The following is a 19,805-nucleotide window of genomic DNA, read 5'->3' on the forward strand; positions in this document are numbered from 1 at the left end:
ACGCCCGGGAGCACGCCCTGGTCGAGATCCGAACCACCAAGTAGCCCTCTCGGCGCGGCCTCCACCAGGGTCTCGCCATTCGGCCTGCGGGTTCCACGGGGCGACCGGAGTACTAGGCCGAAGGACTGATCACGTTCGAACCCTCCTGCTGTTAGCCTGCTTCTGCACATAGATTGCAATAACAACTGGACGGCATTCCCAGCAGTCGGAGGGTTCGAACCATGGCCACGTACACGCTCCCGGAACTCCCGTACGACTACGCGGCGCTCGAACCGGTCATCAACCCGCAGATCATCGAGCTCCACCACGACAAGCACCACGCCGCATACGTCAAGGGCGCGAACGACACCCTGGAGCAGCTGGAAGAGGCCCGCGACAAGGAGGCCTGGGGCGCGATCAACGGCCTCCAGAAGAACCTCGCGTTCCACCTCTCCGGCCACATCCTGCACTCGATCTACTGGCACAACATGACCGGCGACGGCGGCGGCGAGCCCCTCGCGGCGGACGGCGTGGGCGACCTCGCCGACGCGATCACCGAGTCCTTCGGCTCTTTCGCGGGCTTCAAGGCCCAGCTGACGAAGGCCTCGGCCACCACGCAGGGCTCCGGCTGGGGCGTGCTCGCGTACGAGCCCCTCAGCGGCAAGCTCATCGTCGAGCAGGTCTACGACCACCAGGGCAACGTCGGCCAGGGTTCGGTCCCGATCCTCGTCTTCGACGCCTGGGAGCACGCCTTCTACCTTCAGTACAAGAACCAGAAGGTGGACTTCATCGAGGCGATGTGGCAGGTCGTCAACTGGCAGGACGTGGCGAAGCGTTACGCCGCCGCCAAGGAGCGCGCGGACGTACTGCTGCTCGCCCCCTGATTCCGGCCCCCGCCTCCGCCCCGGCGGACAGCGCGTCCTGCCTCGTGATCGTCTTCTCAACCTTCACTTCGGCAGGCGGATGAACGGAAAGCCCTCGCGAGGACGTGACTCACGAGGGCTTTCCCATGCCCGAGAACCAGCCCCACCTGCATTGTTAGCCATTTAGCTCATATGCTAAACATGACGCATGGAACCACCCGCCGACCCGGCCGACGACGAGGCGAGCGCCTTCCGCGCCCTCGCCGACCCCACCCGCCGCCAGATCCTGGAGGACCTGCGCGACGGCGAGCTGGCCGCCGGGGAGATCGCGAGCCGGTTCTCGATCAGCGCTCCGTCCATCTCCCGCCATCTGGGCGTGCTCAAGGGCGCCGGGCTCGTCACCGAGCGCCGCGACGCCAACCGCATCCTCTACTCGCTCGCCGAGGAGCGTCTCGCCATGTGCGTGGGGCGGTTCCTGAGCGCCGTGTGCCCCGAACAGATCGTGCTCCGCCACACGAAGTGGCGCTCCTCCCCGGAAGGCGATGCCTCATGATCCGGTCGCCTCTCCTCAGCGTCATCGAGCGCCGCCTCCTGGTGAACTACCGGGTCGACCCGCATATCGCCGCCGCGCTGCTGCCCGCGCCACTGCGCCCCCAACTGGTGCGCGGCCAGGCGGTCGCGGGGATCTGCCTGCTGCGGATCGGCGGCGTCCGCCCCGGCTGGGCCCCGGCCGTGACCGGGCTGAGCAGCGAGAACGCGGCGCACCGGATCGCCGTCGAGTGGGACGGCCCCGACGGTGTCGAGCGCGGCGTCTACATCCCGCGCCGCGACACCGCCTCCCGCCTCAACGCCTTCGCGGGCGGCCGGATCTACCCGGGCGAGCACGGGCGCGCGGACTTCACGGTGCGCGAGGAGGCCGACGCGGTGCGGGTGGCGTTCGCGACCCGGGACGGCGCGGTGGAGGTCGACGCGACGGTGGAGAGCGCCGAGGAACTGCACGGCAGCGAGCTGTTCACGGACCTGGCGGAGGCCTCGGAGTTCTTCCGCCTCGGCAGCCGGGGCCTCTCCCCCAGCGCCGCGGGCGACCACCTGGACGTCCTCGAACTGTCCACGGACGCCTGGAAGGTGACGGCGGGCCGCCCCCGTACCGTACGCTCCACGTTCTTCGAGGACCTGGACCGCTTTCCGCCGGGCAGCGCGGTGCTGGACAGTGCGCTGGTGATGCGGGGCGTGGCGGCGGAGTGGTCGCAGGGGGAACCGTTCCGGGTGGGGTGCGGGGGACGGCCCGGGTGACACGATGGTCTTCGCCCCCGTCCACGAGCCCGGAAGCCTGTCCATGAGCCTCGGTCCCACCCCCGTCCCGGCCGACCCCACCGTGCTGCACCCGATGCCCGGCCAGCCGCGCGTGGTGCAGCTGAAGCCGCTTGTCACCTCGCCGCTGGTGGAGGTCGGTGACTACTCGTACTACGACGACCCCGAGCACGCCACGGAGTTCGAGAGCCGGAACGTGCTCTACCACTACGGGCCGGAGCGCCTGGTGATCGGGAAGTTCTGCGCCCTGGGAACGGGCGTGCGGTTCATCATGAACGGCGCCAACCACCGTATGGACGGCCCGTCCACCTTCCCGTTCCCCACCCTCGGCGGCTCCTGGGCCGACCACTTCGACCTGCTGACGGGCCTGCCCAACCGGGGCGACACGGTCATCGGCAACGACGTCTGGATCGGCTACGAGGCGGTCGTCATGCCGGGCGTCCGCATCGGACACGGCGCGATCATCAGCTCCCGCTCGGTGGTCGTCTCGGACGTCCCGGACTACGGCGTCGTCGGCGGCAACCCCGCGCGGCTGATCCGTACCCGGTACGAGGAGGCGGACATCGCGCGGCTGTTGGCAGTGGCCTGGTGGGACTGGCCCGCCGATCACCTCACACGCCACATCCGTACGGTGATGTCCGGGACGGTCGACGAGCTGGAGGCGGCGGCTCCGGGGCGAGGTGAAGGCCCATGACGCGGCCCTTGCCCTCGCCGCCGGTCAGGCCGTGGCGGCTGGTTGCCGGTCAGGCCGTGGCGGTTGCCGGCCGGCCGGCCGACCGCCGGACGACAGTGGCGCCACCGAGGTCGACGGAGTTCGGCAGCATCGCCTGCGGACGCAGGAGGTCCTTGAGGAGGAACTGCATCAGGTCGTTCCCGGACATGGCCTTGAGCTCCTCGGCGAGCCGGGGATTGACGTCCATGAGGCGCTGGATCTCCAGAACGGCCCGCTCCACGAGGCCCGGCACGATGTCGCGGCCCATCAGCGTGTTGGAACGCAGCCGCTCGGAATAGACCTTGGCCTCCGGCCCGGGGGCCCCATAGGTCATGGCGCTGTGCTGGTCGGCCGCCACCTGGGCCATGACGAACATGATCTGGCTTCTGCGCTCGGCGTCCTGCTCGGCCTGCATCTCCTCCATGGCCTGCTCCATATCGAACTCGGCACGGTTCGCTCCGCTGTCGAACTTCCGTACCGGCAAAGAGAAGTCGGCGGAGAACCCGTCCTCGCGCGTGGGCAGCTTGCTCTCCGTCCGCGCCGGGTCCCCGGGCTGCGCACGCACGGTCGGGTAGTCGCGCTGGGCGAAGTCGCTGAGCATCAGCCATCCCTGGTTCATGAGGGGGGACGCGGTCAGCGGAATCTCGATACGGGCCGCGTCGCCGCCGCCGAAGCGTGTCTCGCGGAACGGACTCCCCGGCACCTCCAGGAAGAAGAAGACGAAGCCCTCGTTGGCCAGGCCGTGCTTGTCGTACGGCTCCGAGTTGTTCGCCGCGTCCGGGTTCTCCCGGAGCAGTTCGCTCTTCGACTTCATCCGCCCCTGGTTCACCATCTGATCGGCCCGGGGAGCAGTCGTGTAGTGGCACAGCACGCTCTGGTTCAGCGCGGTCGTCAGCCTGCTCTCGACCCCGGGGACCCACTCCTGTGCGCCCCGCCCGGCGATCTCCTTGGCCATCCCCGCCCGGTTCAGCTCCGACAGCTCGCGGAAGTAGGTGGCGCCCTTCATGCCGAACACGGCGGCGCTGTCGGCCCATTCCTCGCGGTTCCAGAGCATGCCGGTGTCGGTCATCGCGCTGAACGGGCCCCGTGCCTCGTCCGGGAGGCTGTCGTCGCGCTGAAGCTGGTTCGCGACCACATCCATTTCAGCCTCGACGGCCTTCCTGGCGGCCTCCAGGAAGGCCAGGGCAGCACCGGTGGCCTGCGTCTGGGCCGGGGCGATCTTCTGCTGGATGTCCGAAAGCTTCATCAGGCAGTGCATGGGGTCGCGCTTCGTATCACCGTCGTATGCGACCACGGCGGCCCGCACCTCCGCCACGACGGCGTCGCCCGGCTCCGGCTGAGTGCGGGTCAGCGCCTTCCACCTGCCCAGCAGCCCGTCGGCACGGCGCTCCTCGGCGGGGAGGGACGGCCCGAGAGGATCGCTCCCCTTGCGTTGGACGACTGCCCCCGTACCGGAGGCGGGTGACGGGGCGGCCCCCGCCTCCGCGTCGGCACACCGCACGGGCGCGGCCATGACCCGTGTCGCGTTGGCCTCGGCCTCGCGCTCGAAGCGGTCGCCGGGGTCGCTGACCCGCAGCCCCCCACCCGTGTCCGTGCCCTCGACCGGGCCCTGCCGCTGCTGGATGACATGGGTCAGCTCATGGGCGAGGGTGCGCTTGTCCTGCCCGCCGTCCGTGAGGACCACGTGGTCGCCCGAGGTGTAGGCCCGCGCCCCGATCTCGGCGGCGGACCTCTGCGCCACGGAATCCGCGTGAATGCGTACGGCGGAGAAGTCCGCGCCGAGCCTGCCCTCCATCTCCCGCCGCAGAGGCTCCTGCATCGGCCGCCCGGGCGACCGGAGCACCTGGTGGGCGGTCGAGCGCTGCACCGGCAGGTCCTCGTGGCCGGATCGGGCCTCCCGTTCCCCGGTGAGCAGGTGCGCCACCGCCGCGTTGCCCAGGGTCCGCTGGAGATCGTGCAGCGCCCCCGGGAGGCCGGACGGGGGCCTGTCGTGGTCCCCACCCGTCCGCCGGGAACGCGCCGCGCGGTCCGCGGTGCCGCCATCGGCCGATCTGTCACGTGCGGGCATCTGCATGACGGAGCCTCTCGGGACGCGCGGCAGGACGTGCTCCTGGATATCGCCGAGCGCCTCTGCGCGAAAGGGCAGTCCGGACATGACCGGGGGAAGAAAGGCCTGCCCCCCAGGTGATGTCCGGGCAGTGAACACGGCCGCGCGGAAGCCCCCGGAGAAGCCAGGGGGTGGGGTGGGGCCGCGCGGGGCCGTGGGCCGTGCCCGCGACGGCATCGGACCAGTGATCGCGGGCTCCCGGATGACCGCAGCGAACCGTGCACCCGTCTCCTCGAAGTAGCGGCGACGCTCCTGTCTGACCTCGACGACGAGGTCAGCCGCTTCCTCACTGATGACGTCCGCCTGCCCACGACCTCGGGGGACGTATGCCCGGGCCCACGGGCAGCAAGAGGTTCCTGGCTCGCAGGGACTCCGTTCCCGCCGCTCGGCGGCATGTGAGAACGGTCCTGGTCGGATGGAAGCTCGGCGGCCTGGTGGACGACGAGACGTCCGGCCGGGGGCTGTTCATCGTCGACGCGCTCGCCGCGCGGTGGGGCGTACGCCCACGCTGTCCCGGCAGGACCGTCTGGGCCCACCTGGCCATCGAGGCCGGGCGCCGGTGAAGGCGCTCCCGCGCCACCCGCGCACCCCTCCTCCGTACCCGTACACGCACCCGCCCTTCACCGAGTTGGTGCGCATCGAGTCCGACCCCGTCCACCGGACTCGGCGCTTCCCCGGACTGGATGCGGCGATCGCACAGCGGGGTCACTGGCGCTCGGCCGAGGTGGACGCGGTGCTCCGGCGGCTGAGGTCGCCGCCGTAGAACGTGCGGATGACCGCTGCTCCCCGTCGGTCAGTTCGATCGGGCAGCTCCCGGGTGATTCACGCCTTGCCGAGTGATCCGCGCCCGGCCGTCAGTGTTCCCCTCCCTCGACGCAGAACTCGTTCCCCTCGGGGTCCTTGAGGATCGTCCAGGTCAACCCCTTCATGGTCTGCTCGCTGACCACGCTCGCGCCCAGCTTCACCAGGCGCTCCACGTCAGCCGCACGGTCGGCGGACGTGAAGTCGATGTGGACCCGGTTCTTGACGGCCTTGGGCTCGGGCACCCGCTGGAAGCCGATCACCAGCGGGGTCGCCGACAGGACCACGAAATCGTCGTAGTCCTTCGTTTCCTTCACGTCCAGCGCCTTCGCCCACCAGGCGGCCAGCGCCTGAGGGTCTGCGCAGTCGATCGTGATCATCTCCGGTGTCATTCCCATGTCCCTCACCGTACGACCCGCCACTGACAACGGGCCGGGACCACACGCGTTCCCGGCCCGGGCGGTCCCGCCGGAAGACCCGTCGAAGGCCCGTCGAGGGTCAGTCGAAGAGCAGTTGGAGATCAGTCGGAGATCAGTCGAAGATCGGGCCCTGCGTCCGGGTCCGCTTGATCTCGTAGAAGCCCGGAATGGAGGCGACCAGCAGCGTGCCGTCCCAGAGCTTCGCCGCTTCCTCCCCCTTGGGGGCGGGAGTGACGACCGGGCCGAAGAAGGCGACCTGCTCGCCGTCCGCGCCGGGCACCGCGATGACCGGGGTGCCGACCTCCTGGCCCACCTTGTCGATGCCCTCCTTGTGGGAGGCGCGCAGCTCGGTGTCGTACGCGTCGGAGTCGGCGTAGTCGGCCAGCTCGGCGGGGAGGCCGACGTCCTTGAGGGCGGCGGCCACGGCCTCGGGGGTGGGGCCCTCGCCGTTGTTGTGGAAGCGGGTGCCGAGCGCGGTGTAGAGGGGGCCCACGACCTCGTCGCCGTGCTTCTGCCGGGCGGCGACGACGACCCGGACCGGGCCCCAGGCCTTGTTCTCCAGGAGGTCGCGGTACTCCTCGGGAAGGTCGTCCAGCTTGTCCTCGTTCAGGACGGCCAGGCTCATCACGTGCCAGCGGACCTCGACATCACGGACCTTCTCCACTTCCAGCATCCAGCGCGAGGTCATCCACGCCCAGGGGCACAGCGGATCGAACCAGAAGTCGACCGGGGTCTTGCCGTTCGCCGGGGTGTTCTCGGGCATGTCTCTCCTCAGAAGGACGTGTTACAGCTCACAGGGGCGTGTTGCAGCTGCGGGCGAGAACGCCCCTTCGGGGCCACTCATTCCCTGTATGCCACCGCCAGGGGACGCATGCAAGGATCAATGGGTTCGAACACGACACATGACGCGCGTCACGAAGGAGTGCCCGTGCCCGGTGAAAACCTGTCCCGCGACGAGGCCCAGAAGAGGGCCGAGCTGCTGACCGTCGACGGATACGAGGTCGCTCTCGACCTACGGTCCGCCGTCGGCGAGCCCGAGGGGGCCGACGGGGGCGACGGGGACGGCGGTCCACGGACGTTCCGGTCGCTGACCACCATCCGGTTCCGCTCCGCGCGTGCGGGCGCATCGACCTTCGCCGACCTGGTGGCCCCGGCCGTGGACGCGGTGACGCTGAACGGGAAGGCGCTCGACCCCGCCCTCGTGTTCGACGGGGCGCGGGTCACGCTGGACGAGCTGCTGGAGGGCGAGAACGTCCTCGTGGTCGACGCCCGCTGCGCGTACAGCCGGACCGGTGAGGGCCTGCACCGCTTCGTCGACCCGGAGGACGGCGAGGTCTACCTCTACACGCAGTACGAGCCGGCCGACGCCCGCCGCGTCTTCGCCAACTTCGAACAGCCGGACCTCAAGGCCCCCTACCGCTTCCAGGTGACCGCCCCCGAGGACTGGCGGGTCTGGTCCAACGGGGCCGAGGAGTTCCACGAGGGCGAGGTGTGGCGGTTCGCGGAGACCCAGCCGATCTCCACGTACATCACGGCCGTCGTCGCCGGGCCGTACCACTGGGTGACCGACCACTACACCCGTACGTTCGACGACGGCTCCACGCTGGAGATCCCGCTCGGCGCGATGTGCCGCAAGGGACTCGCCAAGCACTTCGACGCGGACGACGTCTTCCTGATCACCAAGCAGGGCCTGGACTTCTTCCACGACAACTTCGACTTCCCCTACCCCTTCGGGAAGTACGACCAGGCGTTCGTGCCCGAGTACAACCTCGGGGCCATGGAGAATCCGGGGATGGTCACCTTCCGCGAGGAGTACGTCTTCCGCGGCAAGGTCACCTCGGCCGCCTACGAGCGGCGCGCCAACGTCATCCTGCACGAGATGGCGCACATGTGGTTCGGCGACCTGGTCACCATGGAGTGGTGGGACGACCTGTGGCTGAAGGAGTCGTTCGCGGACTTCATGGGCTCCTTCTCGATGGTCGAGGCGACGCGCTTCACCAACGGCTGGATCACCTTCGCCAACAACCGCAAGGCCTGGGCCTACCGCGCCGACCAGCTGCCCTCCACCCACCCCATCACGGCCGACATCCGTGACCTGGAGGACGCCAAGCTGAACTTCGACGGCATCACGTACGCCAAGGGCGCCTCCGTGCTCAAGCAGCTCGTGGCGTACGTGGGCCGCGACGCGTTCCTCGAAGGCGCGCGGCGCTACTTCAAGCAGCACGCCTACGGCAACACGCGCCTGGGCGACCTGCTCTCCGTGCTCGCCGAGACCTCCGGGCGCGACATGAGCGCCTGGTCGCGCTCCTGGCTCCAGACCGCGGGCGTCAACGTGCTGACCCCGGTGCTCACGTACGGCGCGGACGGAACGCTGACCGAGCTGGCCGTCATCCAGGAGGCCGGCGCCGCGCACCCGGAGCTGCGCCCGCACCGGGTCGCGGTCGGCCTGTACCGGCGTACACCGGAGGGCGAGCTGACGCGTTACGCGCGGGCCGAGGTGGACGTGGCCGGCGAGCGGACCGTGGTGGACGCCCTCGCCGGGTCGGAGCGGCCAGATCTGGTCCTGGTCAACGACGACGACCTCACCTACTGCAAGGTCCGCTTCGACGCGGGTTCGCTGGCCGTCCTGCGCGATCACCTGGGCGGGATCACCGATCCGCTGGCCCGCGCCCTGTGCTGGTCGGCCCTGTGGAACCTGACCCGGGACGCACTGATGCCCGCCCGGGACTTCGTCGCGCTGGTGCTGGCGCACGCCGGCCGCGAGAGCGACATCGGTGTGCTCCAGATGCTGCACACCTGGGCTCAGTCCGCACTGGTCCACTACGCCGCCCCGGCCTGGCGCGAGGAGGGCGGCCGGGCGCTGGCCGAGGGCGCGCTCCGTGAGCTGCGGCTCGCCGAGCCGGGCAGCCAGCACCAGCTGACCTGGGCCCGCTTCTTCGCGGCGGTCGCCTCGTCCGACGAGGACTTCCAGCTGCTGGGCGGGCTGCTGGACGGCACGGCCCGGGTGGACGGTCTCGATGTCGACCAGGAGCTGCGCTGGTCGTTCCTGTCCCCGCTCGCCTCTCACGGGGTGGCGAACGAGGCGGCCATCGACGCCGAACTGGCCCGCGACGACACGGCTTCCGGCAAGCGCCACCACGTACGGTGCCTGGCCTCGCGCCCCTCGGAAGCGGTGAAGGCCCAGGCGTGGGCGGCGGTCGTGGAATCGGACAAGCTGTCCAACGCACTGGTCGAGGCGACGATCGCGGGCTTCCAGCAGCCCTCGCAGCGGGAGCTGCTGGCTCCGTACGAGAACCGCTACTTCGAGGTGATCGAGCGGATCTGGGCGGAGCGGTCCATTCAGATCGGCATGCACGTGGTGCGGGGGATGTTCCCCGGTCTCCGGGACAGCCCGGGAACGCTCGCGGCGACCGACGCCTGGCTGAGCGAGCACGAGAACGCGGCCCCGGCGCTGCGGCGGCTGGTGCTGGAGTCCTGGGACGATCTCGCGCGGGCGCTGCGCGGCCAGGAGTGCGACCGGGCGGCGTAGCGCCGGAGTGAGAGGGGGCGCCCGGACAGGGCGTGTGCGCGGCGCGAAAGCGGCGCTCGCACATCCGGCCGGGCGCCCCTCTCCGAATCCCGGCGTGACAGCCCTCTTCGGTCGTCGAACGCCCGTACTTTAGGGCGGTGTTGTCCGGGTACGTCGACGGGCTTGTAACAGGAGGTTAGGGCACCCTCGCCGGACGGGAAACCCCGGGACATGACCCAGAACACCCCACTCTCCCGCCGCCTCCCGCTTCCCGTCCAGGAGGTCACCCAGCGTGTCCTGTCCGCCGCCCAGTTGAGGGCACGGGGCGTCTCCGCCGCACAGACGTCCGCGCAGTGCCTGCCGGGCGGCCCCTGGCAGCAGATGCTGCCGGGGGTCTACCTCCTGCACCCCGGACCGCCTACCGGCCAGGAGCGGTTGCACGGCGCGCTGCTGTACGCGGGCCGCCCCCCGGGCTCCGCGCGCCGCGCGCCCGCCGGGCCGGAGGACCCGGGGTACGGCGAGGCGATGGTCACCGGGGTCGCGGCCCTCGCGCTGTACGGCTTCGCCACCGTGCCGGACCTGGGGGCGCTGCACCGGATCGACGTGCTGGTCCCGCGCACCCGGCGGCTGCGCTCCACCCGGTTCGTCGAGGTGCTGCGGGCCGCCGCGCTGCCGACAGCGGTGCGGGTGGGCCAGGTGCCCGTCGCCCCGGTCGAGCGGGCGCTGGCCGACGCGGTGGCGGGGCTGGACGAGGCGGCGGACGTCCAGCGGCTGCTGACCGAGGCGGTGCGCGGCGGCCACAGCGAACCGGCTGCTGTGGTACGCGAGTTGAGCGCGGCGAAGCTGCTGGGGCGGCCCGCCGTGGTGGGCGCGGTGGACGCGCTGCTGGCCGAGGGCCGGGCGGTGGCGGAGGGGCGGCTGTACGCGATGGTCCGCGAGCACGGGCTCCCGGAGCCGCTGTGGAACGTGGAGCTGCGGCTGCCGGGCGGTCCCCGGCTGGGCGGGATCGACGCGTACTGGCCGGATCACGCCGTCGCGGTGGAGCTGGACACCAGGGCACCCCGGCACGGCGCGCCGAACCGGGGCGGCCGGGCCGGGGAGGACCCGCAGTGGTCCGCGTACGCCGCGAAGCGGGAGCACCTGGAGCGGCTCGGGGTGACGGTCGTCCACCTCACGCCGAGGAAGCTGCGCGAGGCGGCCGAGCAGCAGGCGACGGTGGTCCGGACGGCCCTGATGGCGGCGGCCGACCGGGAGCCCGCCGCGTACGTGATGGTGCTGCCGCGCTGAGCGGCCGCGAGCCACCCACGGCCCCACCGGCCCGGACGCCCCCGGTGCCACTGGTCCGGACGCCCCCGGTGCCACTGGTCCGGACGTTCTCGGTGCCACTGGTCCGGACCACGGGCCCGAACTCACGCTTCCCGCGTCCCCTTTCGCCTCATTCATCCCTCGTGGCGCATTACCCCCAGTGGCGGATCTCTGCCATGTCGCCAACTCGTCTCCGTCAACTCTCCACAAACCTCTGTCATTTACGACAGGGTGAGCGGTCATCCGGTACCGAATTCCGGACTCTCTCTTTCAATTAACAGGGATGCTGATGACCAAGGAATCCCCCAGTTCCATACCCGGAGCGAGACGCGCTGCCCGCATCGCGGCCGCAGCAGGCCTGGCGGCCGCGATCGCCGCCACCGGTGCCGCTCCGGTGTTCGCCGCCGACGACCCGGCTCCGGCACCCGTCAAACCGGCCGCCACGAGCGACCGGGGCGACAAGCTCGGCACCGCCGACGCCGAGGTTCTCGCCAAGGCCGAGGCCAAGGGCGAGAAGAACGTCACGATGATGATCGCCACCAAGCCGGGGGCGACCGAGCAGGTCACCGAGCAGCTGGACGCCGTCAAGGGCTCCGTGCTCGGCCAGACCTACGACAAGCTCGGTTACGTACGGGCGACGGTGCCGACCAGCACCGCCGAGACGACCATCGCGAAGGCGTCCAAGCTCAAGTCCGTCCTCGGCATCGATCTCAAGCAGGAGATCAAGCTGGACGACCCGACGCCCTCGGGCGACCGGGCCGCGGGGGCCAAGCAGCAAAAGGCCAGCGGCAGTTACCCGGCGCCGAGCAAGAAGACCCCGGCGGCCAACCCGTACAACCCGTCCTTCGAGACGGGCGCGGTCTCCTTCGTCAAGAAGAACCCGAAGGCCGACGGCCGCGGGATCACCATCGGTGTCCTGGACTCCGGTGTCGACCTCGGCCACCCGGCCCTGAAGAAGACCACCACCGGCGAGCGCAAGATCGTCGACTGGGTGACCGCGACCGACCCGGTGAACGACGGCGACGGCACCTGGCTGCGGATGTCGCAGACCGTCACCGGCCCGACGTTCACGTCCGGCGGGAAGACCTACGCGGCCCCTGAGGGCAGCTTCAAGTTCGCCACCTTCGCCGAGTCGGCCACCACCGGCGGCGACATGGCGGGCGACCTCAACCGCGACGGTGACACCACCGACGTCTGGGGCGTGCTGTACGACCCGGTCAAGGGCACCGTACGGGTGGACCTGAACGAGAACGCGGACTTCTCGGACGACAAGGCCCTCAAGCCGTACAAGGACAAGTTCCAGGTCGCCCACTTCGGTGAGGACGACCCGCGCACCAAGATCGTCGAGCGCATCCCGTTCGTCGTCGAGACCCGTAAGGACGTGGTCTACAACGCTTCGGGCGCCAAGGCCGACTACGTCAACATCGGCGTGATCGAGGGCTCGCACGGGACGCACGTCGCGGGCATCACCGCGGCCAACGGCCTGTTCGGCGGCAAGATGAACGGCGCGGCGCCCGGCGCCAAGGTCGTCTCCTCGCGCGCCTGCACCTGGTCCGGAGGCTGCACCAACATCGCGCTGACCGAGGGCATGATCGACCTCGTCGTCAACCGCGGTGTCGACATCGTCAACATGTCGATCGGCGGCCTGCCGCCGCTGAACGACGGCAACAACGCCCGCGCCGAGCTCTACAAGCGCCTCGTCGACATCTACGGCGTCCAGCTCGTCATCTCGGCCGGCAACAGCGGCCCGGGCCTCAACACCATCGGTGACCCGGCCCTGGCCGACCACGTCATCTCGGTGGGCGCGTCGATCTCCAAGGAGACGTGGGCCGCGAACTACGGCTCCAGGGTCACCAAGAAGTACGACATGCTCCCCTTCTCCTCGCGCGGTCCGCGTGAGGACGGCGGCTTCACGCCGACCATCTCGGCCCCTGGCGCGGCGATCAACACCACCCAGACCTGGGCCGCGGGCGGTCCGGTCAAGGAGGCGGGCTACGCCCTGCCGCCCGGCTACTCGATGCTCCAGGGCACCTCGATGGCCTCGCCGCAGGCCGCGGGCGCAGCCGCCCTGCTGCTCTCGGCCGCGAAGCAGAAGAACCTGGAGCTGCCCCCGGCCGACCTGCGGGTCGCGCTGACCAGCTCGGCGACCCACATCAAGGGCGTGCCCGCGCACGCCCAGGGTTCCGGTCTGATGAACATCCTCGGCGCCTGGAAGCTCATCACCAAGAAGGGCAACCCGGCGCACGAGTACAAGGTGAAGGCCCCGGTCGACACCGCGATCGACTTCGCGCTCAAGGACCCGGGCTTCGGCACCGGCCTCTACGACCGCGAGGGCGGCCTCAAGGTCGGCGAGACGAAGGTCTACGAGATCACCGTCACCCGCACCACGGGTCCGGACCGCAACGTCCGGCACAAGCTGTCGTGGAAGAACAACGACGGCACCTTCAAGCTGAGCAGCCCCAAGTACGTCTCGCTGCCGCTCGACGTGCCGGTGAAGCTGAAGGTCACGGCGAAGGCCAAGAAGGCGGGCGTGCACAGCGCCATCCTGCGGCTGGACGACAAGAAGACCGTCGGCATCGACCACCAGGTCCTCTCCACGGTCGTCGTCGCCCACGAGCTGACCGAGCCCGGTTACGCGTTCAAGTCGTCGAGCTCGGTGCAGCGCAACGGCACCACCTCGTACTTCATCAACGTGCCGAAGGGCGCCAAGACCCTTGAGGTCGCCCTCAGCGCCCTGCGTTCGGGCAGCCAGACCCGGTTCATCGCCCTGCACCCGTACGGGACGCCGGTCGACCCGACCTCCACGATCAACTGCTACCCGAACTACGAGAACCCGGCCAACACCTGCCGCCCGGACGTGCGCTCCTACAAGGACCCGTACCCCGGCGTGTGGGAGATCGAGGTCGAGTCGCGCCGTACGTCGCCGCTGCTGGCCAACCCGTTCAAGCTGGACGTCTCGCTGCTCGGCGCCTCCTTCGACCCGGCGGTGCAGACCATCGCCGAGGCGAAGATCGGCACCCCGGCCGCGGTGGACTGGAAGGTCACCAACGGCGCGGCGCCCCTTGAGGGCAAGCTCAAGGGCGGCGCGCTCGGCTCGGCCAAGGTCGAGAAGCCGTCGATCTCCACGGGCCAGACCCGGCAGACCACGGTCACCATCGGTGCGGGCGTCGAGCGCCTCGACTTCGCCATCGGCGGCCCGTCGGACGCCAACGCCGACCTCGACCTGTACGTCTTCCGGGGCGCCACCCAGGTCGGCAGCGGGACCTCCGCCGGTTCCGAGGAGAAGGTCAGCCTGACCAAGCCGGCCGCGGGTACGTACACGGTGATCGTCGAGGGTTACTCGGTCCCGTCCGGGTCGACCACGTACGACTACCGCGACGTGTACTACGCGGCCTCGCTCGGCACCCTGAAGGTCGACACCTCGAAGACCTACAGCCTGGCGAACGGCGCCTCGGCGCAGATCGGCGCCGAGGTCGTGGTCGCCGGTGCGGCTCCCGAGGGGCGGCAGTTCTTCGGTGAGGTCCAGCTGGTGAACGGCCGCGGCACCGCCGCGGGCACCGGCAGCGTCGTGATCGAGAAGGTCACGCCGTAACGGATCGCTCCTGGGAAGTTCTGATCGGCGGCGGGGCGGGCGCTCTTCACGAGCACCCGCCCCGCTGTGCGTGTTCCTTGTCACAGCGCGGAGAGTCCGCAGGTCGGACAATGGATTGGACAAGGCGTGCCGGGACATACGCATCATGGAGCGGCATACGGACCGCACAGACGCACAGGTGTACAGAACAGAGGAGTCCCCGTGAAGGTCGGAATCGTCGGAGCCACCGGTCAGGTCGGCACAGTCATGCTCAGGATCCTGGCCGAGCGGAACTTCCCGGTCGACGAGCTGCGGCTGTTCGCCTCCGCTCGGTCCGCGGGCTCCACGATCGACTGGCAGGGCACCGGTGTCACCGTCGAGGACGCCGCCGCGGCCGACTACACCGGCCTGGACATCGTGCTGTTCTCCGCGGGCGGCGCGACCTCGAAGGCGCTGGCCGAGAAGGTCGCCTCCCAGGGCGCCGTGGTGATCGACAACTCCTCCGCCTGGCGTAAGGACCCCGAGGTCCCGCTCGTCGTCTCCGAGGTCAACCCGCACGCGGCCCGGGTCCGCCCCAAGGGGATCATCGCCAACCCGAACTGCACCACGATGGCCGCCATGCCCGTGCTGCGCCCGCTGCACGCGGAGGCCGGTCTCGAAACGCTGACCGTCGCCACCTACCAGGCCGTCTCCGGTTCCGGCGTGGCCGGCGTCGCCGAGCTGCACGGCCAGGCGTCCAAGGTCGTCGCCGAGGCGGAGAAGCTGGCCCACGACGGCGAGGCCGTGGACTTCCCCGAGCCCGCGGTCTACAAGCGCCCGATCGCCTTCAACGTGCTGCCGCTGGCCGGTTCGATCGTGGACGACGGTTCGTTCGAGACGGACGAGGAGCAGAAGCTCCGCAACGAGTCCCGCAAGATCCTGGAGATCCCGGAGCTGAAGGTCTCCGGCACCTGCGTCCGGGTCCCGGTCTTCTCCGGCCACTCGCTCCAGATCAACGCCCGCTTCGCCCGCCCGATCGGCGTCGAGCGCGCCTACGAGCTGCTGAAGGACGCCGAGGGCGTCGAGCTCTCCGAGATCCCGACCCCGCTCCAGGCGGCGGGCAAGGACGCCTCGTACGTCGGCCGTATCCGGGTCGACGAGACCGTCGAGAACGGCCTCGCGCTCTTCGTCTCCGGCGACAACCTCCGCAAGGGCGCGGCGCTGAACGCCGTGCAGATCGCGGAGCTGGTGGCGGCCGAGCTGAAGGGCTGACCAGAAGTCGTACGCGTACGGGAAGGGGCGGCCACCGGACAGACCGGTGGCCGCCCCTTCCGTATGCCCTCAGAGGGCGAGGTGCCGCCTGAGCGCCACGTCCACCTCGGCCATGCGCTGCCGGGGGGCCTTGCCGATGCGGCGCATCAGCCGCTGCGGCGAGACGGCGCGCACCTGCTCGCACTGCGCCTTGCTGTCCACCGGAAGGTGGCACTCGGCCGCCGACAGGAGGACCTGGAAGGGAAAGACGCGCGCCGTGTTGGAGGTGATGGGCACGACCGTCAGGACACCGCGCTCCGTCCGCTCCACGGTGGCGTTGGCGCCGTCGTTCGACACGATCAGCGCCGGGCGGGCCTTGTTCGCCTCACTGCCCCGGACCGGCTCGAAGTCGATCAGGTAGATGTCACCGCGCCGCATCGGTGAGCCCGTCGCCCGAGACCCGGTCCCAGAAGTCGGCGTCCTCGCTCTTGTCCCACTCGGCGAAGGCCTCCTCGTATTCGGCCTCCAGGTTCGAGGCGCGCAACAGCTCGATCGCGGCGTGTATCACCGCGGAGCGGGAATCCGCGTCGGTCTTCGCGGCGTACTCGTCGACGAAGGCGACATCCTCCTGCGGCAGACTCACACTGATTTTCATACCCTCAATGCTACCCATGGTGGCACAGGGGTGCTACCCCCGGCGAGGAAGCCCTCACGGCCTCCGCACCTCGAAGAGCAGGCACCCGTACTCCACCGCCCGGACATGCACCAGCACCACCGCAGGGTCCGCGAACGCCTCGTCGAACGCCGTGTCGAAGCCCTTCTCCGCGTCGGCCGGGGTCTCCAGCAGCCGACCGCCGGCGATGTGCCCGCGTGCGTCGTAGCGGCGCACCGTGCGCAGGGCGCCGGGGCGTGAGAACGGGTAGCCCCGGCGCGCGGGGTCCGGGCCCGCGCACTCCTCGGCGTGGACGAAGACGGGGCCCTGCTCGTCGTACGCCCCCGGGCTCGCCCCGGTCCCGGCCGCCCAGCGGCGCAGCGGGGCGTAGGAGACCAGGGCGATGCGCTCCCCCGGCTCGCTGCCGCGCAGGCAGCAGCGGAGGGGGGCGCCGCCTTCCGTCTCCGGGTACGGGGCGCAGGGGCGGCCCGCGTCGTCGGTGGCGCGGAGTTCGGCGAGGGCGGCGGGGGTGATGGGGCGAGGCTCGTATCCGGTCATGGTTCGAGCCTGTCCCCCGGAGCCGTCCGCGTCCGGCGGAAAACGGACATCGCGCTGGGAGCGCGGCACGTGGAAGGATGGCCGGAAACGCCGCATATCAAGTAGCACACCAAGGAGATGACCGCGTGCCTGGCACGAATCTGACCCGCGAAGAGGCACAGGAGCGGGCGCGCCTGCTGACCGTGGACGCGTACGAGATCGATCTCGACCTCTCCGGAGCGCAGGAGGGCGGCACCTACCGGTCCGTGACCACCGTGCGCTTCGACTCCGCGGAGGCCGGTGCGGAGTCCTTCATCGACCTGGTCGCCCCCGCCGTCCACGACGTCGTACTCAACGGCGAGGCGCTGGACGTGGCCGCCGTGTTCCACGACTCCCGGATCGCGCTGCCGCAGCTGCGCGAGGGCGCCAACGAGCTGAAGGTCGTCGCGGACTGCGCGTACACCAACAGCGGTGAGGGTCTGCACCGGTTCGTCGACCCGGTCGACGAGCAGGCCTACCTGTACACGCAGTTCGAGGTCCCGGACGCCCGCCGGGTGTTCGCCTCGTTCGAGCAGCCGGACCTGAAGGCGACGTTCCAGTTCACCGTGAAGGCCCCCTCCGGCTGGACGGTCATCTCGAACTCGCCGACGCCGGAACCGAAGGGCGACGTCTGGACGTTCGAGCCGACGCCGCGCATCTCCACGTACATCACGGCTCTCATCGTCGGCCCGTACCACTCGGTGCACAGCAGCTACGAGAAGGACGGCCAGTCCGTTCCGCTGGGCATCTACTGCCGCCCCTCGCTGGCGGAGTACCTGGACGCGGACGAGATCTTCGCCGTCACCCGGCAGGGCTTCGACTGGTTCCAGGAGAAGTTCGACTACGCGTACCCGTTCGCCAAGTACGACCAGCTCTTCGTCCCGGAGTTCAACGCGGGCGCGATGGAGAACGCGGGCGCGGTGACCATCCGCGACCAGTACGTCTTCCGTTCCAAGGTGACGGACGCGGCGTACGAGGTGCGCGCCGAGACCATCCTGCACGAGCTGGCCCACATGTGGTTCGGCGACCTCGTGACGATGGAGTGGTGGAACGACCTCTGGCTGAACGAGTCGTTCGCCACCTACACCTCGATCGCCTGCCAGGCGTACGCCGAGGGCTCCAAGTGGCCGCACGCCTGGACCACGTTCGCCAACTCCATGAAGACCTGGGCGTACCGGCAGGACCAGCTGCCCTCCACGCACCCGATCATGGCGGACATCCGGGACCTGGACGACGTCCTCGTCAACTTCGACGGGATCACGTACGCCAAGGGCGCATCCGTGCTCAAGCAGCTCGTGGCGTACGTCGGCATGGACGCGTTCTTCCAGGGCGTACAGGCGTACTTCAAGGCGCACGCCTTCGGCAACACCCGTCTGTCCGACCTGCTGGGCGCGCTGGAGGAGACCTCCGGCCGTGACCTGAAGACCTGGTCGAAGGCGTGGCTGGAGACCGCGGGCATCAATATCCTGCGCCCGGTGGTCGAGACCGACACCGAGGGCCGCGTCACCTCCTTCACCGTGCTCCAGGAGGCCCCGGCCCTGCCCGCCGGCGCCAAGGGCGAGCCGACGCTGCGCCCGCACCGGATCGCTGTCGGCTGCTACGACCTGAACGCGGACGGCAAGCTCGTCCGCACCGACCGGATCGAGCTGGACGTCGAGGGCGAGCGCACCACCGTGCCGTTCCCGGAGGGCAAGGCACGCCCGGCCGTCATCCTGCTCAACGACGACGACCTCTCCTACGCCAAGGTCCGCCTGGACGAGGAGTCCCTGCGGGTCGTCACCGAGCACCTGGGCGACTTCACCGAGTCGCTGCCGCGCGCCCTGTGCTGGGCCTCGGCCTGGGACATGACGCGCGACGGCGAGCTGGCGACCCGCGACTACCTCGCACTGGTGCTCTCCGGCATCGGCAAGGAGTCGGACATCGGCGTCGTCCAGTCGCTGCACCGCCAGGTGAAGCTGGCCCTGGACCTGTATGCGGCCCCGGAGACCCGTGAGGCCGCGCTCAACCAGTGGACGGACGCGACACTGGCGCACCTGCGGGCGGCGGAGCCGGGCAGCGACCACCAGCTGGCGTGGGCCCGCGCGTTCGCGGCGACCGCCCGCAACCCGCAGCAGCTGGATCTGCTCCAGTCGCTGCTGGACGGCACGGAGGCCGTCGAGGGCCTGACCGTCGACACCGAGCTGCGGTGGGCGTTCGTGCAGCGGCTCGCGGCCGTCGGCCTGCTCGACGAGGAGGAGATCGCCGCCGAGTACGAGCGCGACAAGACGGCGGCGGGCGAGCGCCACGCGGCCTCGGCGCGGGCGGCCCAGCCCTCGGAGGAGGCCAAGGCGCAGGCGTGGGCCTCGGTCGTGGAGTCCGACAAGCTGCCGAACTCGCTCCAGGAAGCAGTCATCAGCGGCTTCGTCCAGACGGACCAGCGCGAGCTGCTCACCCCGTACACGGAGAGGTTCTTCGCCGCGGTGAAGGACGTCTGGGACTCGCGCAGCCACGAGATGGCACAGCAGATCGCGGTGGGCCTCTACCCGGCCCTCCAGGTCTCGCAGGAGACGCTGGACGCCACCGACGCCTGGCTGGCCTCGGCCGAGCCGAGCGCGGGCCTGCGCCGGCTGATGTCGGAGTCCCGGGCGGGCGTGGAGCGCGCGCTGAAGGCCCAGGCCGCGGACGCGGCGGCGGCCACCGCGTAGCGGTACGTACGGCCCTGGGGGCGTCCTCTTCGTCGCGGTGAATGCGTCGCGGCGAAGGGGCGCCCCTTTGCCGTACGCCCACACGTT

Annotated in this window: 16 protein-coding genes; 10 read left to right on the plus strand and 6 right to left on the minus strand. The window is 70.3% G+C overall.

Features of this window, described 5'->3' with window-relative positions:
* The first annotated feature begins 221 nt into the window (after nt 1–221).
* From RI138_RS09405 to RI138_RS09420, 4 genes are all read left to right on the plus strand, one after another.
* Complete coding sequence (locus tag RI138_RS09405; RefSeq protein WP_084746144.1) at nt 222–863, plus strand: superoxide dismutase; 642 nt, start codon at nt 222–224, stop codon at nt 861–863.
* Between the two features lie 187 nt (nt 864–1,050).
* The gene (locus tag RI138_RS09410) at nt 1,051–1,395 is read left to right on the plus strand and encodes a metalloregulator ArsR/SmtB family transcription factor (protein WP_311119532.1); all 345 of its coding nucleotides are present in this window, start codon (nt 1,051–1,053) and stop codon (nt 1,393–1,395) included.
* Nucleotides 1,392–2,135 (plus strand): DUF2071 domain-containing protein, encoded by a 744-nt coding sequence (locus tag RI138_RS09415; protein ID WP_311119533.1) that lies wholly within the window; start codon nt 1,392–1,394, stop codon nt 2,133–2,135. The genes RI138_RS09410 and RI138_RS09415 overlap by 4 nt, the downstream gene beginning before the upstream one ends.
* Before the next feature lie 43 nt (nt 2,136–2,178).
* Entirely contained in the window at nt 2,179–2,847 is a 669-nt protein-coding gene (locus RI138_RS09420; RefSeq protein ID WP_096633087.1) for a CatB-related O-acetyltransferase, read from the plus strand.
* 49 nt (nt 2,848–2,896) lie between these two features.
* On the opposite strand, the gene RI138_RS32375 is transcribed toward RI138_RS09420, so the two are convergent.
* Nucleotides 2,897–4,933, minus strand: coding sequence for an eCIS core domain-containing protein (locus RI138_RS32375; RefSeq protein ID WP_398862671.1), 2,037 nt, complete (start codon nt 4,931–4,933; stop codon nt 2,897–2,899).
* 434 nt (nt 4,934–5,367) lie between these two features.
* On the opposite strand from RI138_RS32375, the gene RI138_RS09430 reads away from it, so the two are divergent.
* The gene (locus RI138_RS09430) at nt 5,368–5,535 is read left to right on the plus strand and encodes an ATP-binding protein (RefSeq protein WP_311119534.1); all 168 of its coding nucleotides are present in this window, start codon (nt 5,368–5,370) and stop codon (nt 5,533–5,535) included.
* 291 nt (nt 5,536–5,826) lie between these two features.
* Here RI138_RS09430 and RI138_RS09435 read toward each other — a convergent pair whose 3' ends face one another.
* Together RI138_RS09435 and RI138_RS09440 are read right to left on the minus strand one after the other, a co-directional pair.
* Nucleotides 5,827–6,171: a VOC family protein gene (locus RI138_RS09435; RefSeq protein WP_311119535.1), complete on the minus strand. Its 345-nt coding sequence runs from the start codon at nt 6,169–6,171 to the stop codon at nt 5,827–5,829.
* 133 nt (nt 6,172–6,304) lie between these two features.
* Nucleotides 6,305–6,955, minus strand: a complete 651-nt coding sequence (locus RI138_RS09440) for a mycothiol-dependent nitroreductase Rv2466c family protein (RefSeq protein ID WP_311119536.1) — start codon at nt 6,953–6,955, stop codon at nt 6,305–6,307.
* 165 nt (nt 6,956–7,120) lie between these two features.
* On the opposite strand from RI138_RS09440, the gene pepN (RI138_RS09445) reads away from it, so the two are divergent.
* The 4 genes from pepN (RI138_RS09445) (at nt 7,121) to RI138_RS09460 (ending at nt 15,827) form a co-directional block, all read left to right on the plus strand.
* On the plus strand, nt 7,121–9,721 hold the full coding sequence (gene pepN, locus RI138_RS09445; protein WP_311119537.1) for an aminopeptidase N: 2,601 nt from the start codon (nt 7,121–7,123) through the stop codon (nt 9,719–9,721).
* Nucleotides 9,722–9,931: 210 nt separating this feature from the next.
* Nucleotides 9,932–10,987 carry a hypothetical protein gene (locus RI138_RS09450; RefSeq protein WP_311119538.1) on the plus strand — a complete coding sequence of 352 codons (1,056 nt, stop codon included), beginning with the start codon at nt 9,932–9,934 and terminating at the stop codon, nt 10,985–10,987.
* Nucleotides 10,988–11,288: 301 nt separating this feature from the next.
* A complete protein-coding gene (locus RI138_RS09455) occupies nt 11,289–14,597 on the plus strand; it encodes a S8 family serine peptidase (RefSeq protein ID WP_311119539.1) in 3,309 nt (1,102 codons plus the stop codon).
* A gap of 201 nt (nt 14,598–14,798) precedes the next feature.
* Nucleotides 14,799–15,827, plus strand: a complete 1,029-nt coding sequence (locus RI138_RS09460; protein WP_096632823.1) for an aspartate-semialdehyde dehydrogenase — start codon at nt 14,799–14,801, stop codon at nt 15,825–15,827.
* A 69-nt stretch (nt 15,828–15,896) separates the two neighbouring features.
* On the opposite strand, the gene RI138_RS09465 is transcribed toward RI138_RS09460, so the two are convergent.
* The 3 genes from RI138_RS09465 to RI138_RS09475 are packed head-to-tail and all read right to left on the minus strand — an operon-like array spanning nt 15,897 to nt 17,016.
* Nucleotides 15,897–16,244 carry a type II toxin-antitoxin system PemK/MazF family toxin gene (locus RI138_RS09465; RefSeq protein ID WP_096632822.1) on the minus strand — a complete coding sequence of 116 codons (348 nt, stop codon included), beginning with the start codon at nt 16,242–16,244 and terminating at the stop codon, nt 15,897–15,899.
* Nucleotides 16,231–16,461 carry a ribbon-helix-helix domain-containing protein gene (locus RI138_RS09470; protein ID WP_096632821.1) on the minus strand — a complete coding sequence of 77 codons (231 nt, stop codon included), beginning with the start codon at nt 16,459–16,461 and terminating at the stop codon, nt 16,231–16,233. The genes RI138_RS09465 and RI138_RS09470 overlap by 14 nt, the downstream gene beginning before the upstream one ends.
* A 54-nt stretch (nt 16,462–16,515) precedes the next feature.
* Nucleotides 16,516–17,016 (minus strand): DUF1203 domain-containing protein, encoded by a 501-nt coding sequence (locus tag RI138_RS09475; protein ID WP_311119540.1) that lies wholly within the window; start codon nt 17,014–17,016, stop codon nt 16,516–16,518.
* Nucleotides 17,017–17,141: 125 nt separating this feature from the next.
* On the opposite strand from RI138_RS09475, the gene pepN (RI138_RS09480) reads away from it, so the two are divergent.
* Nucleotides 17,142–19,718 (plus strand): aminopeptidase N, encoded by a 2,577-nt coding sequence (pepN, locus tag RI138_RS09480; protein ID WP_311119541.1) that lies wholly within the window; start codon nt 17,142–17,144, stop codon nt 19,716–19,718.
* Nucleotides 19,719–19,805 lie beyond the last annotated feature (87 nt).

The organism is Streptomyces durocortorensis (assembly GCF_031760065.1).
Taxonomy (GTDB): Bacteria; Actinomycetota; Actinomycetes; order Streptomycetales; family Streptomycetaceae; genus Streptomyces.